Source organism: Bacteroides sp. 2_2_4, from assembly GCF_000157055.1.
GTDB lineage: Bacteria > Bacteroidota > Bacteroidia > Bacteroidales > Bacteroidaceae > Bacteroides > Bacteroides ovatus.
Map to the genome: position 1 here is coordinate 73,053 of NZ_EQ973357.1, position 17,995 is coordinate 91,047.

Genomic DNA, 17,995 nt, shown 5'->3' on the forward strand with positions numbered 1-17,995 from the left:
CAAACTTTATAGAGTCGATTAAGTTTTAATTATTTATTTGTCAGTTCACTATTCAGTAATTATAATTCAATCGCAGCCTTTAAAGGTAATTGATTGGAAGCCGGACCGACAAGAATCTCAAATACCCCCTTTTCTACTACAAAGCGGTGTTGATTCATATCGTAATAAGAAAATGCGTCTTCATTCAATACAATAGAAAGGCGTTGTGTCTCTCCTTTCTTCAAGAACACCTTATCATAGCCTTTCAGTTCTTTCAAAGGACGGGGAACGGAAGATTCTACATCATGCACATATACCTGGGCTATTTCCGAAGCATCCATTTTTCCTGTATTCTTTATATCAAAGCTAACCGTCACCTGATGTTCACCGGTTTTCTCCACAGCTAAATTACTATAAGCGAAAGTAGAATAAGACAACCCATAGCCAAATGGATAAAAAGGTTCTTTACCCGAACGGTCATATCCCCGATAGCCAACAAAAACACCCTCTGAATAATCGACACGTTTAATTTCCGCTTTCAGATTCTCATAATAGCTGTCATGCACCGGATTATCTTCCCATTTCTTTTCGATAGAAATCGGCAACTTACCACTCGGAGAAATCTTTCCAGTCAATATTTCGGCTATTGCCTGTCCACCCTCCTGTCCGGGATACCATGCCATCAAAATCGCTTTTGCAGCCTCATGCCAAGAGGTAAAGTCAACTCCACCGCCAGCATTTAACACTACTACCAGATTCGGATGCAGAGAAGCTACTTTCTGAATGAATAATTCCTGATAATGTAACAGAGCAAACGGGCGATCGAACCCCTCTCCTTCTGTATTGCTATTGAAACCAGTACAGAATACAACATTATCCACCTTTGCCAATCCTTGACGAAGTTTCTCTTCATTCAGCCTGGATGCTTTAAAACGGATAATTGCTGAAGAGATATTATCAAAAAACTCGATTCGGAAGCTGTATTCTTTACCTGCCTCAACCGGCAGTTCCACTTCACGGCTTGAATATGAATGATTACCCCAGTCGCCTGTAATATGCTTATCATTCACAAACAGGCGATAACCATCATCGCCACCAATGGATAGTTTTAATAATCCATCCTTTTGAGACATATAACTGGCTGTCCAACGGACAGAAAATCCATCTTCCGGAAAACCTTCCAGTGGTGCTCCATATTGCCAGTCATAATCAACTGATGCTTCTGTACGAATGACCTCCGGTTGTCCCGAAAGCGTTTTATTCTTAAAATATTCGGCTTTAAATCCTTTCGTCTGCCGAGCGGCATCCGCGTAAAATTCATGAAGAATATCCTCATAAATCACATCGTCCGTCAACAGAACGAGGTTCTTTTTTTTCAGTTTTTCCAGTCCCTCACTAACAGATACCGTAGAAAATGGAGTTACAAAACCACTTCCACCACCCGTAGGAATGCGGTCGGCATTGGGCCCCATCACAGCAGTCTTTCCTTTCAAGGGGAGTAGATTTCCTTCATTCTTCAGTAAGACTACACCTTCGCGTGCCAGTTCTAAAGCAGCCTGGCGGGAAAAAGGATTATCCTGCGCGATGTTACTGTCTTTCTGTTCCTTATCCAGCATGCCGTAAGCAATCAAGGTCTGCAAGATATGCTGCACTTTCAGATTGATGGTTTCTTCTGTCACCGTACCGTTTTTGATAGCAGGTATAAGATTGTCGACATTCATAAAACGTCCTTTCGGCATTTCAAGATCAAGTCCGGCATTAGCGGCTCCTACGGCAGAATATACGGAAGTCCAGTCCGACATTAAGATACCTTTAAATCCCCAGAGATTACGCAAGATATCAATATTCAACCATTTATGTTCGGTAGCATGGACACCGTTCAGAAGATTATAGCTGTTCATTACAGCACTTACATTCGCTTCCTGTACAGCTTTCCGAAAGGCCGGAAAATAAATCTCGTGCAAAGTACGTTCGTCTATGTCCGAACTGGCATGATGACGGCTCCATTCCTGATTATTAGCTGCAAAGTGCTTGATGGTGGCAATAACTCCTTCCGATTGCACGCCTAGGATATATTGTTTAGCCGTTTCACCCGTTAAATAAGGGTCTTCGCCAAAGTATTCAAAGTTACGTCCACACATAGGAGCACGGTAGATATTTACTCCCGGTCCGAGCAGTATATTCACTCCTCTGGCTTTGGCATCCTGTCCCAATCCTTGCCCCAGTTGATAAAGCAGACTCCGGTTCCAGGTAGAAGCGGAAAGTATTCCGGAAGGATAGAGAGTGCTCTTGGGGGCATGATTACGAATTCCCTGCGGTCCGTCCGCCAGTTTTATTTCAGGAATCCCCAGACGGGGGATTGCACGAAGCGAGAAGCTGGTATATCCGGAGATATACTCTATTTTCTCTTGCAAAGTCATTTTAGATACAATTTCCCTGGCACGTTGTTCGGCTTGGGGAGTGATTGTCTGCGCACAGGTTAATATGCTCCATGCAAGCATACATAAACCTATGCCTCCTATTTTCTTTTTCATGGTGATTTTGTATTAATATAGCATTGTTAAAAACCAACTAGTCTATCAGTTCTATTTTAACGGTCTGTCCCTGTACCAAAATATGATATTCTCCGGCTTCAAGGAACCGTTTACCATCCTCATTGACAAAACCGAAATCACGTTCCAGGTCTATGTCAAAACGGAAAGTCTTCGTTTCTCCGGCTCTAATCAACTGTTTTTCAAAGTGTTTCAGTTCTTTCACCGGGCGGGTAATCGAGCAATACGGATCGGATATAAACCAATGAACAGTCTCTGCTCCATCGCGAGCACCGACATTAGTGACAGTCACTTCTACAGACAATCGATCGCCGCGCTTCACTTTAGTAACAGAAGGGGTAACGGTGCCATACTTAAATTCGGTATAACTTAATCCATGCCCGAACGGATATAACGGATCGCTTGTTATATCTTTATAGAATCCTTGATGTCCACGTCCGCTCTTGCGGCGATTGTAATAAATAGGAATTTGTCCCGTTGAATAAGGGAATGTCATGGCAAGTTTACCGGATGGGTTGATACGTCCTGATAATATACCGGCCATCGGCAACGCGCCATTCACACCCGGTTGCCAGATTTCCAGTATAGCATCGGAAATTAGTTCCAGACGATTCAATTCCAACGGACGTCCATTCACCAATACCAGTACGATAGGCTTTCCGGCTTTCTTCAGTTCTGCGGCCAGTTCTTCCTGAATCTGCGGTAATGCGATAGAAGAACGGGAAGCATTCTCCCCACTCCAGGTCATCATCTCACCCAAACAAAGAACAACTACATCAGACCAGCGTGCAGCTTCCAATGCTTCTGCAAATCCTTCTTTGTTATCTCCTTTCGTAGCACAGCCTGCTGCATAACGCAATTCAGCTTTTCCTGCAAATTCAGTAGCCAGTCCATTATAGAGCATGGCAACATCCGTATCTTTTCCATGACCACACCAGGAACCCAACAAGTCCCAACCATTTTTTGCCATTGGTCCTATCACGGCAATCTTCTTTTTATCAGTCAGCGGTAATGTTTTGTTTTCATTTTTCAGCAAGACCATGGATTCCGCCGCAAGCCGGGCTGCAATATCCATACTTTGCGGACGGAAGAAACGTTCTTTCTCACTTGTTGCGGGAGTATAAGGACGTTCGAACAGGCCGAGACGGAATTTCAAAAGTAGAACACGACGTACAGCTTCATCTACTTGAGCTACCGATACTCTGCCCTCTTCTACCAACTCCTGCAAATGGCGGTCGTAAGCATGAGACATCATATCCATTTCAAGACCGGCAGTAAACGCATGCCAGGCTGCTTCTTTTTTGGTCGCTGCCAATCCCTGATTTTTCAACTGTTCGATGGCTCCCCAATCGGAAACAATAAATCCATCATGCCCCCAACGTTTCTTTAATATCTCGGTCATTATGTAAGGATTGGCCGAACCCGGCACACCGCTGATATCATTAAAGGAACTCATCAGTGTTGCCGCACCTGCTTTCACACCCATCTCGTAAGGGAGCAGATAAGTATCCCAAAGAGTTTGTTTGGATATCTCGGTATAGACATAGTCACGCCCGGCTTCGGATGCCCCGTAACCTACATAATGTTTCAGACAAGCTGCCATACGGTTTTCTGCTGACAAGTCATCTCCTTGATAACCTTTGACGGAAGCTGCACCGAATACCCCGTTTGTATAAGGATCTTCACCATAACCCTCTGCCACACGTCCCCAGCGGGGATCACGAGCCACATCAATCATCGGTGAGAAAGTCCAGTCCACTCCCGACATACGCGCTTCCTGTGCAGATACAGCACACGCCTGCTCTACCAAATCCGGATTCCAGGAACAAGCCTGTGCCAACGAAATAGGATACACGGTACGGAAACCATGAATTGCATCGTAGCCGAAAATAATAGGAATACCCAGACGAGACTCTTCCATTGCTTTTTTCTGCATACTATTACGCAGTGCGGGATTTGTTTCGAAGTAAATCAGAGAACCGATTTCTGCGGGCACTTTCTTCACTTCTTCACCTACATTATTCACATTGTTATTCCGTCCCAGGGTATATTGATTAAGCTGCATCATTTTCTCTTCCAAAGTCATGCGGGATAGGAGATCATTTACGCGTTTCTCTATCGGAGCCTTCGGATCTTTATATAGTGCAACATCTTTTTTATCTTTTGCCGAAAGGGTGCATATAGAACCTAGCAAACATAATCCGTAAACCAATACTTTCTTTCTCATCGGTGTTTTCGTCGGTTAATTAGTATATAAATATAGCTTTATCAGACAGCCACAACATGGCTTCTTTTTATCGTCTTTCAGATAAATCAGTCACCTTATACGGATGCTTCACTGCTGCATGAGCAGCTTTCTGGGCAACAGCTTTTCGAGCCTCATCCAGGCTCTCCGGGGCATAAGGATTTCCGATTACATTGCGTTTGAAGATACGTTCGAACCAAGTGCAGGCAGCAGTATAACGTCCGACTTTCACATCCAGATGATGTCCGTCCCGGTTCATATGATCGCCAATGAAAGAGGTACGGGCATTCTGTATGGCAGTGCCCGTAGGGATAATCATCTTAATCTTATATGCCTTACCTGCTTTTTTCACTGCATCTACAATTGCGTGATACATCGTCAGCTGATCGCGGTTGTAGTTTTTAAATCCACCGTGATTGGAAGTGGATGCATAGGCCCAAGTCTGGTGCAGCATCAACTTTGTTTTCTTGGGAAGACGGGCTTTTACATACTCTATGAGCTCGGGAAGAGAGGCTTCATACGTCTCATACATTCCGGAAAAAGTACTTGCCTGTTGCAGGCTGACATAATCCCAGTCTTCATCCGCCAACACCATTTCCAAAGACATCTTGCCTTTTTCCCGTTTCTTTCCATCCGTACCGATTTTCCGGTAGGCATAGGCAGGAGCATTTTCACGTGCATTCTTCACATGGCGTTCCAGAGAACAGCCACCAATAAACATATTGCCGATTATGGTTGAAATGCCTTCGGCTTCCGCAAGTTCATGCAGATATTGCTCAACGGCATCTTGGGAAAAGCTGTTGCCAATGGCAAGTATTCTGACCGTTTTTTGCTGGGCATATGCTCCTCCGGCAAGAAGGAGCAGTATGCACATACAAATCACTATATTTCTATATTGCTTCATTGTAATCAATATGATAAAAAACAAACCTTATTTCGCCAGGCTAATGCATAGTGCATTGATATGTCCTTCCGCGGCACTACCGGTATCAAGCCCTTTCACCTCGACAATGACCTTTCCCTCCGAATCCGGTTCTACATTCTCAAACTTGGCAATGTACTCCTCGAAGTTTGCGGCAGCAAACGAGGCAGCATCCTTGATACCTGTCTTCACTTCTTTAACCGCACTCTCCGTTTTACCTACCAATTTATAAGAAGAGATACGGGCGTCTTTGCTTCCATTGAAACGGATGGCTAAAATAGTGAAATTATATTTCCGGGCTACATCCAGTTGAGAGATTTCTATTCTTCCTGGACCTACATCACCCTGGTTTTTCTCTCCTTTCACTAACAAACCGTCTTTCCATGCAGTCAGAGGAAATTCCACGCCATCCACCGTCACTGGGCTAGCCGGTTCGGAACCGACTCCAGCATGAGTCGCAGTAAATCCGTCAAGCACTCTGACACCAATATTCGTATAATTGTTTTCCACATCTTTTATCCAGCTGGTGGTTGAACTTTCCTGATGAGAAGTTATATTATTCCACGGAGTGGCAGAAAGTGAAGTCGGACCGAAATCAATATAGATGGGGGCTTTCAAGTCGGTGTCAGATATCTCCGGTTGCTTGAAGTCAACCAAATCGGTCACTTCATCAGGTTTCTGCACAGCGTAATGGGCAGCATTTTGTGCAATCTTCACTACCTGCGGGTCAATCGTTTCGGGAGCATACGGGTTGCCAACAACGTTTTGTCCCGTAATCATCTCAAACCAGGTGCAGGCAGCAGTATATCGCCCGTAAGTAACCTCCAGATGATAACCGTCACGGTTGAATGCATCACCCAGGAATGAGGTGCGGCCGTTCTGTATGGCTGTCCCCGAAGGAATCAACAGGCTCAAATCCGTATGATTCGTCATAGCCTGTCGTGCAGCCGTTACGATAGAAGAATACATCGTCATCTGGTTGCTATCATAATCCGGGAAACTTTCATGAGTGGAACTGGAAGCGTATGCCCAAGTCTGATGCCACAGCAGTTTAGCTTTCGGACAACGTTCCTTTATTCCTGCAATCAAATCAGCCAATACCGTATATGTTTCGTATTTACCGGATTTACCGCTCGCCTGTTGCAGACTGATATAATCCCAGTTTTCATCCGCCAATCCCTGTGATAGTTTATAATCGGTTTTACCTACTTTCTCGCCTTTTACTATTTTACGATATTCATAAGCAGCGGCATCCGACTGGAAGTTAGCCCAATGCTTATCCAGGTCACAGCCGCCAATATACATATTTCCGATAATTAACTCATAGCCTGCCGCTTCTGCCAGTTCATACAGATATTGCTCAACGGCATCCTGCGAGAAACTATTGCCAATTGCCAGTATTCGTATAGCATTTTGCTTTACGGTCACCGGAATTGTAGCAACTAGCGGTTTTGTATTTGTAGGACATTCGATAGAAATCGCTGTGCTACCATCCGCAACACCCGTAATAATAATGCTATTATTATCTTCGCTGACAGCTACTGTAGCGATGTTTGCATCTTTGGAAGTACAGGTATATTCCGGTTTCAGCTCTTCTTCACCACCAACCGATACGTTCAGAGTGACAGATTCACCAGTCATGACAGTGACTTCCTTAGAAGCAACCACCATCCAGTTTCCATCTACATATACTATTTTTTCTTCTGTCTGGGTTACAATCTTCTCCGAGTCCGAGCAGGAAACCAACGAACTGCCAACAGAAAATAACGTTACTAAAAAGAATAATCCGCTCAACAGAAAATTATTCTTTATTCTGAAATGCTTTATCATAAGTACTTTTAGTTATTTCTTTTTTTCATGTAATAATCTCTCATCAGATACCATGCCTTCTTGCGCATTCCCTGATCGGATATTAACCCTTTGCGGTTCCAGCCATCCTGATTAGTGGGGTGGAAACGGAACGGAGAACGGAAGTCGAACAGAATCCAGGGAGATACTCCACGCAGGTTAGGGATATTGTCGAACATACGGATATTGTCTCTATACAGACGTGCCTGATACTCTTCACTCCAGGAGCTGACTACATTCTCATCGCCGGACTGACCGTACAGTGCTTCACCACCAAATTCAGAAATAATCAACGGTTTGTCCGTCACTACTTCCCAGATTGCATCTTTCGGTTCAACAGGCCATGGATGATACCAGCCCATATATTTATTGATTGCTACGACATCCAATTGGGAAGTAAAGGAATCTTCCATTACAAAACGCTGTTTCTCACTGTTAAAGCGCACAAGGTCAAAAGCGGCGACATACAGACGGGTAGTATCCAGTTGTTTGCCTGTTTCAAGCAGGGAAGTCAAAAAATCATTCCGTTCTTTGGAAGGCTGTGTTTCATTGGCAACACCCCAGTAACCTACTGCACAACGATTCTGATCGCGCTTTATCATTTCAGAAAGCATCTTCTGTGCTTTCTTACGGGTATCTTTGTCTGTAAAGTCAATGCCTTGCCAAATAGGAATTTCCTGCCAGAGAAGGAAACCCATCTTTTCTGCCAAGCGTACCGTGTATTCATTCTGCGGATAATGTGCCAGACGAATCATGTTCACACCAAGCGCCTTAGCTTCATTCAGCAACATAGCTGCATCGGCTTCCGAGAAAGCACGTCCCATGCGCTGCGGAATCTCCTCATGGAAAGAGATGCAACACATAAATGTCGGTTTCCCGTTCAGGTAAATATCCGTTCCTTTCACTGTGATGTTACGGAAGCCTATTTGTTCCTCCACGCGGTCGGTACTTGAAGAAATGGCCACACCATAGAGTTTCGGTTCTTCGGGCGACCAGCGTTGCAGTTTCTTTGCATTCAATACGGTTTCCGCTTTTCCTTCCGCATCAGTGGTAAGTTCCGCATTGATTTTAAGTTCGGAGATGGCGACTGTCACCTTTTCACCTGCCTTTTTATCAGAAAGACGTACACGGGCAATGATCCGGTCGGGAGCATTTTTATCCAGTTGGATGAAGTAATCTTCTATAAATGTGCGGGGAGTTTTCACCAGCAACACATCTCTTGTGATGCCGCCATAATTCCACCAATCGAACGCCATAGCAGGAATGGCGTCCTTGGTACGACGATTGTTCACTTCTATTGCCAGGAAGTTATCGCCATCTTTCAACAGGTCCGTCACTTCTACTTGGAAAGGGGTGAAGCCACCTTCATGTTCTGCTATTTCTTTTCCGTTCAGGTAGACTTTGCAACGATAGCTGACAGCACCAAAATAAAGAAACTGACGCTTGTCTGCCAGACGTTTGGCATCAAAATGACGCGCATACCATACAGTACCCTCATAATATTTCAGTTCGGGCGACTGCGAGTTCCAGTCTCTCGGGACATTAAGACGCAAGCCGCCTTCGAATGCATATTCGTAGAAATCAGTATTTCCTTTCGGTTGCTGATTTTCATAGATTTTCATTCGTTGTCCCTGATCGTACAGGTCGATAATGGCATTCCATTTACCATTCAGTGAATGAATGTCACGACCGTAGACATTCGTTATCAGTTCTTGTGCCGCAACGCTTCCTGCAAAAGCGATCAGCAACAACAGACATAGATTTAATTTCTTACCTATTTTCATTTATCTATTAGTTTGTGGTATTTATACATTATTCGTTTCTCGATTCATTCTTCAGGAAATTCATCACCCAGTTCCAGGCAGCACTCCACTGCTCTGCATAGGCATAATGGGCAGTCGTTTCGGCCACGAACAACTCTTTCGGAGCATTAATCATGTTGTAAGCCGAATAAGTGGTGGTAGGCGGACAGACCATATCATTATAACCGAAAGTATAGAATCCCGGTACTTTAACCTGCCGGGCAAAGTTGACTACATCAAAGTACTGAATGGTTTTAATCTTCTCCGGTGTCCGGTTCCTTTCATCCTTAAACATGTGCGGCCAACCTCCTGCGCGACCATGAGCATAGCCTGCAATATCACACAAAGCCGGATAGAAAGAAACTAATCCTTTGACACGGTTATCCAGTCCGGCAATCACTATGGAAAGTGCTCCGCCCTGACTTCCACCGAAAGTTGCCAGATTACCATTAAATTCGGGAAGTGTGTAAATGAAATCAATGGCTCTTACACAGCCTGTATAAACCCGTTTATAATAATACTTATCCCGATCGTCCGTATTGAATGAATGGTAATTCTTCAAGGCCCCGTTATAAAGTCGGTGATATACATCCCCCGTCAGGTTGACCGGAATGCCGTGAATACCGATCTCCAAAATGATAAAACCATTTCCGGCACGTTCGGGCTCCCCGTTATATGCGCGGATACCCGCACCCGGTACTTTCAAGATGGCCGGATATTTTCCGGGAGCTTTCGGCACACAAAGGATGCCATACATGCGGGATGCATAGTCATTATTCGCAAAAGAAACATGATATACATTCACTTTGTCCGTACACTTTTCCGGCAATAAAGTCATTATAGGTTCCAGCGCCCACTTTTCAGCGGCTTCTTTGGTGCTCTTCCAGAATTCAAGAAAATCGGCGGGCAACGGAGTAGTCGGTTGTAGCTTCTCCGGATCAAAGCCGACGGTAGCTACACCTTCATATTCACGCCCTTGATAACTGACAAAAGCACGGCAACGCAGGAAACCCTCTTTTTTCATTGTACCTGCATTAATTTCGAGCTTTTCATTCTTCAAAGGTTGTTTACCTGTCTGATGAGGTTTCATCATATCTTCCGAAATCTCATAACGCACTTCCAGATGATCCTGTGGAATATTGCATTTCAGTACAGCTACTTTGAATTTCACTTTTTCTCCCGGTTGATACAACCAATTGGTGTGGTCGGGAGTGACCAGCACTTGAATCAGCCTTTCCGCCGGTTGCCCGTACACAACGAATTGCACGGCAACAAACAAAGCAAGAAAAACAGAACGCAAACTTTTTATCATAATTCCATTATTGTTTATAGTCTTTTCATGGTTTTACCTGGTATTGATAAAGAGTGAAAGAATTCTTATCATTCAACTCGAAACTTACTTTACCCTGTACACCGACTTCAGCAACAAACTTTTTGCCATTTCCCATCAAAGGAGTAAAAGTTACCTTCTTGCCCTCCGGAAGCCAAGTATCAATGGTTCTTTTGGCTATATCATTGTCTTCGCGGTAAATAATGAGATAACCTTGCGTGTCAGAGACTATTGATTGAAATCCTGTCCACGAGCGTCCCGAAGGTTCTTCACCAATGGGTAATATGATGCCTTGATGAAATTGAAGTTGCAAGGGTTGATATTCCTTGAGCAGAGTTGCCGTAGCATAAGCCTCTTCGGGCAGGTTCGAAGCCTCCATCCAAGCCAATGGCTGTGCCGCCAGGGTGATGGCAAAGAGGTAGTCGAAACTATAACGAGCGGGAGCAAATGGATCGGTAGTGCTGTACTTATCGGCATTACGCCATTTATTAAGGAATTCTATCTGCATCTTCTCGGCCGGTACATAGCGAGACAGCATCCAAAGATTACGCAAGGTGCGATAGGGATAATAGTTGCCCCAATCGGTATAACGGTTTTCCAGGAAGATATTGCCATACTCATTCATATAATGATATCCACCGCGACGACCGGCAGTGGCATCGAGGTTGAAAATCACCTCATGGTTGGTTTGTGCTAACACGGCATCAAACAACCGGCGCAAATTCTGTTCGGCTGTTTTAGTAGGTATTTGTAAGCCATCTATCTTGAAACAGCAGATGCCATACTCCTTGTAAAGCCCGATAATGACTTGCGCGTCTTTTTGCCAATCGGCAAAATCATTCTGTATACTAGGATTGAACCATAATCCGATACGAATACCCAATTTCTTTCCTTTCTCTACAATGCGTTTCAGTCCATGAGGGAATTTCGTGGGGTTGGGCGTCCAGTAATCGGCATTTTTCCAAATATCTTTAAAGCTGCCTCCGGCTGTCTTTGAGTTGGGACTTTTTCCGCTCTGCCAACCATCGTCCAGTTGAAAGAGGGTGACACCCAGACGTGCGGCACGATCCAGCTCAGCCAGACAGAAAGCCTCATCTATTTTGGCATCCTGACTACGGTCACCCCAGGTATTGAGCATAATCATCTCATCCTGTGCGGCAGTGTGGTGGCGCAGTTGTTTTTGATAAAGGCGCAATGCTGTTAGTGCTTCTTGTTCATCTCCGGTATAGACACCGGTAACGCATCCATAAACACGAGTCCAGCTATCCGGTTTCACATCATCAGATGCAATGCCCAGACCCACTACCATAAAATCGCTAAAGTCGGCCACGAAGTCGGAACCATTATAATGTAATTGGGTACTGCTGCAAGGAGCCTCTTTCAAGAAAAAGAAACCTTGCCGGGTAGCCACATCGTGAGCAAAAAGCAGATTACCACGATAGGTATTGCGACGGTAAGGAAGCCAGGTACGTTCTGTCACCAGATTGTCGTTCCAATCAGTATAGTCGAAGAACTCTACCGTACGGGCACGCCAATGATTACCGGAGAGTTGCAATCTGTCAATCGTCGGAGTTTTCACCCCCGTAGTCATATCGGCTGTGTGCTCTATATTTTTACGATCGGCATTAGAACGATTGTCATCTTTATTCTGGTAAAGTTCTACTTGTCCTTTCAGATAGGTATCGCAGGCAATGGCGGGACAGTCTGCATAAATGCGATAGCGACGTTCTATACTTAGAGAACCGATGGTGCAAGCCACAGTGGCTTGCAGATAGCTGGCATGTATACCATTCGTTGGAATCTCATTCACAGTGAAAGTAGCAGCTGTAGAGATGCCTTTCACAATCGAGAAGTCGGGCTCTTTGCCTTGAGCCGGGATTATTTTTCCACATAGCTTATCGGTGAGGCTAATGGTGACAGGTGTACCATTATTCCACAGCATGGTACGCTCCATGTAGTTATTGCCCATACGTAGTGTATCACCTTTCAGGAAAGCATAATAGTGTTGTCCCCCCCAAAGCGGCAATCCCAATATGGTTGAGAGAAATATCGTGATAATACTTTTTTTACTCATAGTTTGTCTGCGGTTTGATGTAAGCCGGAGCCTCCAACAATTTGTTGGGTTCGTTGAAACGTTGGTTATCGGGTACATTGTGTTTGCCCAAGCCTGCCTGCATAAGCTGCTTTAATTCGGGCAGATGATGATGATAGATATCACGCGGTTCTACGCCATGCTTATGACAGAGTCCGGCTGCCATACCTACTACTTCGCCCATCATACCAGTAGTACGCATCACACGCACCGTACCCAAGGCTACGTGTGTGCAACTCATATTACGACCTGCCATAAAGAGGTTATCCACATTGCGCGAATAAAGACAACGATAAGGGACAGCATAAGGATGAATCCAACGATGCACCGTTGCCGACTTGAATTCATTATCAGGAAAACGCACACTGTTCACGCTATCGGGGAAGTGGAGGTCGATACTCCAAGTGGTAGTAAACGAAGCATCCTCGTGCGCCACATTTTTGTCTATATCGTCTTGTGCTAACACATAGTCGCCCAGAAGGCGGCGAGATTCACGTTTACCGGAAACATACGCCACCCAATCGAGTGAACGGTTGGCATACTTTTTACGATCCGCATAGTGATTCTTCAGATAGCTCCAATTGGAATATACCACCAAAAGTCCATAGTCGCGTATGCGTTCAGCCTCGGTGATTTGATTACGGTTCATTCCTGTTTCCCATTTCCATTCGCCCATAGTTACAGGCTCGCAATTATCAGCGCCAAAGCGCATACCATATTCGAAGCGGGGGAAAGAGGTCTTCTTCTTCATGTCCTTGCTATACCATTGTACCGATGCGCCCATCACTAGCGAGTCGGGCTGCTCGGGAGCGAGACTTTCGCCATATTCATCGCGGCCTTCACGTCCCATAGTCCAATCGGCACCGGCTAAGTAGCCTATGGTAGCATCGCCAGTGCAGTCACTAAAAAGAGGAGCGGTAAGTTCCGTTTGTTCACCTGTCTCAATGTGTTGAATAGTGACTGATGCTATGCGATCACCCTGCATCTTTACGGCCACAGCACGTTGCGAAGCATAAAGGGTGATATTCTTTTCGGCAGCTATAAAGTCTTCCTTTTTCTGATCTTCATAATAGTCACCCGGTTGGGCATTACCGGAACGTTCATGACCGAATTCGCGTATCATACGACCTAACCCCTCGTTGGGTCCCTTTTCGATAATACCACCCAGGTGTACACGTATCTCCGACGAGTTATTACCACCCAGTACAGGACGATCGTTCACTAATGCCACCCTACAACCTAACCGGGCAGCAGCCGTAGCGGCACACATGCCGGCTACGCCTCCTCCCACTACCACAAAGTCGTACTGATGGGTGGGCACCGTTTGTTGTTGTTGCAAGCGGGCACGAAGTGCAGCTGTCTCTGCCTCGCCCCATGCAGTGGGTTGCGCATTCATATCAGTCGTGAGATAGATGGCATCACAACGACCATTAAAACCTGTAAGGTCTTTCAAAGCAAGGGTAATAGTACCTGCCTTCAATACGACCTTACCGGCGGACTGCCATTGCCAGGAATTACCGGTGTGTCCCAACGTAGTTTTCAGTAACTTACCACCTAAAGCCAGACGAAACTTTCCGGGTCCTTCGGCATCGGTCCAAGGTGAAGTCCAGTTGTAGGTGCGGGCATATACATAGTAAGTGCCCGCCTGGGGAATATTGATTTCTGCCGTAGCATCGGCCACAGGAATACCCATGCCATGTGCCATGAGATAGGGTGAACCCATTTGATCCATGAACTGCTGGTCGAGCACCCAGCCGCCTCGCTGGCTGAAGCTTTCTGCTTCGATGAGCAGTTCTCCGGCTACAGCCACAAGGCTACAGGCTACGGCTATGCATGTCAGTAAGATTTTTTTCATCATAGCACAGCGTTTTTTAATTATTGAATAGTTATATCACCCACTTTCACCCAACCTTTGGAGGTTTGATACTCATCGCGGGCTGAAATTAAGATACCAATGGCATTCTCTTTGGTAGTATCTACCAATCCTACTGCCCAAATGTAATTCCCTGCGGCTACATCAGTGAGTTTGATATTAGTAGTGTAAGTCTTGGGAGCTCCCTTCATCCAAGTGGCAATGTTTGCTTTGTCTTCTATATAGATGCGGACGGGCTCCTCTGTATTCTTATCGAGCAGAGCGATAGCAAGTTTGTACTTGTCACCATACTGCGGCAAATTGGTAGGACAGTAACCCCAACCCAAGTTCGACCAGCGGTGAGTAAGTGATACACTACTGCCACTACGAGCTATAGTAGGAATAGACAGACGGTCGGGATAGAGACGGTAACCACCTTCGGCAATAAACTCCTTCACCAAATGGAAAGCTGTATTGAACCAAGAATGAGTTTCACCTTTGTTCACGTTGGTATCAAAGCGGAGGTCCATCATGTTGACATAACCACCCTTGGCTTCATCATATTCTCCCTGGCGCACCTCGGCAAAATTCTTGTAACCATCGCCGGCAATAGAACCACCGTGTGATGATTCTACCCAACCACCTTCCATAGTAATAGGTACGATACCATGATAGGTAGTACTGATGCCACGCTCCCAATCCTTATAATATTGCTTCATGCCGAAAGCATCGTGACGCAAACAGAAGCCTTTAGCTACGGCACGTTTCACCATATCGGCAGCTACATCGGTATCGGTATCACTAAACTCTTTGCCACTAAGCAAACAGCGATGATAATTAATCATGATAGGCACTTTAGTGAAAAGGCGTGACATTACGTCTGTAATCCATTCAAATACTGCTTGTCTAGGAGCTTCATCACCTGTAGAGTATTTCAGGGTGTGAGTCTCGCCCCATTTGCCTAATCCAAAACCACTCACAAATTGAGTGACATCAGGATCATTGTATTTGGCTGCAAAAGCAGTAAGAAACTCTTCATACTCCCTCTGGAAAATGGGATCGTCCGGATAAGGTGTCCATACGTTTACACTACCGGTAGTAGTGGTAAATCCTTCAGCACCGGCCTCTTTTACATAATCGGGACAGGCATCTTCATGTTTGTCACGACTATCACACACAAAGGTAAAGGCGAGCTTCAAGTTTCGTTCTTTAGCTCCTTCCACCAGCATACGAAAACGCTTGGCAGGTTCGGTCTGTACACTTTCATCCCATACATATTTGCCTTTTTCAGGATTAAAGTTACTCCAAAGACCACGTACGTAGAGCGTATTGCCATAGTCAGATACCTTCACAGTACCTTCTGACGACTCGAAGTTATCATAAAGATCCCAGAAATCCATCATCATACCACTTCCAATACCCGCGTAAATGACCCATCCACTCATAGGGTTACGCTGCAGTTGGTAGCGTTCGGGCATGATATTGACGGTCGTGTTGCCTTCAATGTTCCAACTATAATCGGTTATAGGGGCATCATCGTCTGAACAAGCAGTGCCAATGAAAGACGTAGTAGCCAGCAGACACATCGACAAGGTCTTGATGCTGTTTTTTATTATTTTGTTCATAAAATATATCTCGTTTATTGTTATCATTTAAAGGTAGAATAAGAAGTGAAGTGATAAAAGCTCCACCTCTTATTCTTTCATTTTGGATTTATTTAATATCAAAGAGTACAGTGTTGTTCTCCAGGTCCACTACCACATAGTTACAGCCCTCCGGGATGAGGAAATAAGCATAGCGGTTATTGCCCTGACCTGTTACGGCTCCTTCTATCTTACCCGCTGTTACTGTGGTGTATCCATTGTAGCTATTACGAACAGCATCAGCAGTAGAACCAACGAACCATCCGTTATTAGCATATCGCAGCGTGCTGAAGTTCACCCAACCGGCATTTGTCTTCCCATAATTATCCTTATATTCATTACGTGGCAATACATCACCTTTATAAACGAATACTTTCGGATTGGCAACACTCTGAATAAGATTATACTTCACTTGACAGTACTTGAAGCTTTTTCCGGTTTCTTCATCAATACCCGAATCGTAAGCAAAACTATTGAAACCACCATACATGTGCAGTACATTGACTTCCTGACTCCATGGGTTTTTCCCCAGTTCGGTATTGTTGAACGATACGGTGAGTGGTTTCAGATCGGTAGCGGTCGAATAGATGGTAATAGATTTCTCCTCCTTATTCAATACAATGCGGTAAGTTCCATCGGCCGGAATTGTCCAATATTGTTTATCCACTTTGCTAATGAGTACTTGTCCGAATGTTGACAATTGACCATCTTCGATGTCATGACTATCAGCTATTTCCGGTACAATGGCCATCGCTTGTTCACCTTCGAAGGTGAGCGGGATGTAAAGGTTACCAGCTTTCAGTGCACCACGCCAAGCATAAATCTGGTCATTTTCGAGGACTTGAGCCATCTCAATCTGTTCCCCACCTACGGCACTACCAGCCAGGAATATCTGATCGGCTTCAACTACAGCACCAGCTTCTACTATCTTCACCGTCTGTTTACTCATATTCACAGTGATACGATAGGTAGCTGCAGATGGAATTAACCACGAATTGGCTTCAGCGCGATCGGATATGACGCCTGCCATTTCACCTGTGGTGATAGGGGCATCGGCGGTTTCCGGGCCAATGGCATTCAATTCGTCGGCATAGTCAACGGGGAAGTTTATCTTACCGGCAACCAAAGCTCCTTCGTAACTATAAATTCTGTTTGTCTCGTCTTTCAACGTCATCTTAATATTATCATCGCCTACGGCAGTACCTCCCACATAAAGGTTATCAGCTTTATACTGTTTGGGGCCATAAGTTTTGAACTTCACCGTTGCAGTAGCAATATCGGGCACCATAAGACGGGGACCTTCAAAGTTGGCTGTAACAGTAAAAAGGACTTCGCCAATGGTACTGGTGGTTAGACCGAAGTAATCGACCAATATATCCTGCATCTCTTTGTTGGTGTACGAGCGAAGAAATTCACCATCATCATCAAATTCCTTGATATTTGCAACATCGCTACCGATAAGCTGCATCTCATATTTATAAGTTGTGATATAATCTTCACCAAAATTGTGAGCGGTGCTCCACTTCAGCGTAAAAGCTGTCTCGTTGGGTTTACTTTCATCGAGCTTAATATATTCGCCCGAAGGAGTCAACTCAATCTCCGACTGGTTGCGTGAGGCAGTATTGTCTATCTCCTCTTCGCACGAGGTGGCAAGCATGCTCATCATTCCCACAGCCACCATTCCAAGGTTTCTATATAAATGCATTGTCTTCATGTTCGTAATAGTTTAT

10 protein-coding genes are annotated in these 17,995 nt (G+C 45.0%); all 10 read right to left on the reverse strand.

Annotation, left to right across the window (positions count from 1 at the left end):
- Positions 1–59: 59 nt before the first annotated feature.
- Positions 60–2,513 (reverse strand): beta-glucosidase, encoded by a 2,454-nt coding sequence (locus tag BSCG_RS21000; RefSeq protein WP_008646513.1) that lies wholly within the window; start codon positions 2,511–2,513, stop codon positions 60–62.
- A 37-nt stretch (positions 2,514–2,550) separates the two neighbouring features.
- On the reverse strand, positions 2,551–4,758 hold the full coding sequence (locus tag BSCG_RS20995) for a glycoside hydrolase family 3 N-terminal domain-containing protein (protein ID WP_008775208.1): 2,208 nt from the start codon (positions 4,756–4,758) through the stop codon (positions 2,551–2,553).
- 67 nt (positions 4,759–4,825) lie between these two features.
- The gene (locus tag BSCG_RS20990) at positions 4,826–5,680 is read right to left on the reverse strand and encodes a DUF4886 domain-containing protein (RefSeq protein WP_004311199.1); all 855 of its coding nucleotides are present in this window, start codon (positions 5,678–5,680) and stop codon (positions 4,826–4,828) included.
- Positions 5,681–5,707: 27 nt separating this feature from the next.
- Positions 5,708–7,528: a DUF4886 domain-containing protein gene (locus tag BSCG_RS0127340; protein ID WP_032849367.1), complete on the reverse strand. Its 1,821-nt coding sequence runs from the start codon at positions 7,526–7,528 to the stop codon at positions 5,708–5,710.
- A gap of 8 nt (positions 7,529–7,536) precedes the next feature.
- Positions 7,537–9,330: a glycoside hydrolase family 2 protein gene (locus tag BSCG_RS20985; RefSeq protein WP_008775211.1), complete on the reverse strand. Its 1,794-nt coding sequence runs from the start codon at positions 9,328–9,330 to the stop codon at positions 7,537–7,539.
- A gap of 28 nt (positions 9,331–9,358) precedes the next feature.
- Entirely contained in the window at positions 9,359–10,660 is a 1,302-nt protein-coding gene (locus BSCG_RS20980; RefSeq protein ID WP_004311196.1) for an acetylxylan esterase, read from the reverse strand.
- 25 nt (positions 10,661–10,685) lie between these two features.
- Positions 10,686–12,752 (reverse strand): alpha-galactosidase, encoded by a 2,067-nt coding sequence (locus BSCG_RS20975; RefSeq protein WP_004302512.1) that lies wholly within the window; start codon positions 12,750–12,752, stop codon positions 10,686–10,688.
- Positions 12,745–14,625 carry an FAD-dependent oxidoreductase gene (locus BSCG_RS20970; protein WP_008646516.1) on the reverse strand — a complete coding sequence of 627 codons (1,881 nt, stop codon included), beginning with the start codon at positions 14,623–14,625 and terminating at the stop codon, positions 12,745–12,747. The genes BSCG_RS20975 and BSCG_RS20970 overlap by 8 nt, the downstream gene beginning before the upstream one ends.
- 20 nt (positions 14,626–14,645) lie before the next feature.
- Positions 14,646–16,247, reverse strand: coding sequence for a hypothetical protein (locus tag BSCG_RS20965; protein ID WP_004311194.1), 1,602 nt, complete (start codon positions 16,245–16,247; stop codon positions 14,646–14,648).
- An 88-nt stretch (positions 16,248–16,335) separates the two neighbouring features.
- The gene (locus BSCG_RS20960) at positions 16,336–17,979 is read right to left on the reverse strand and encodes a SusE domain-containing protein (protein ID WP_008646518.1); all 1,644 of its coding nucleotides are present in this window, start codon (positions 17,977–17,979) and stop codon (positions 16,336–16,338) included.
- Positions 17,980–17,995 lie beyond the last annotated feature (16 nt).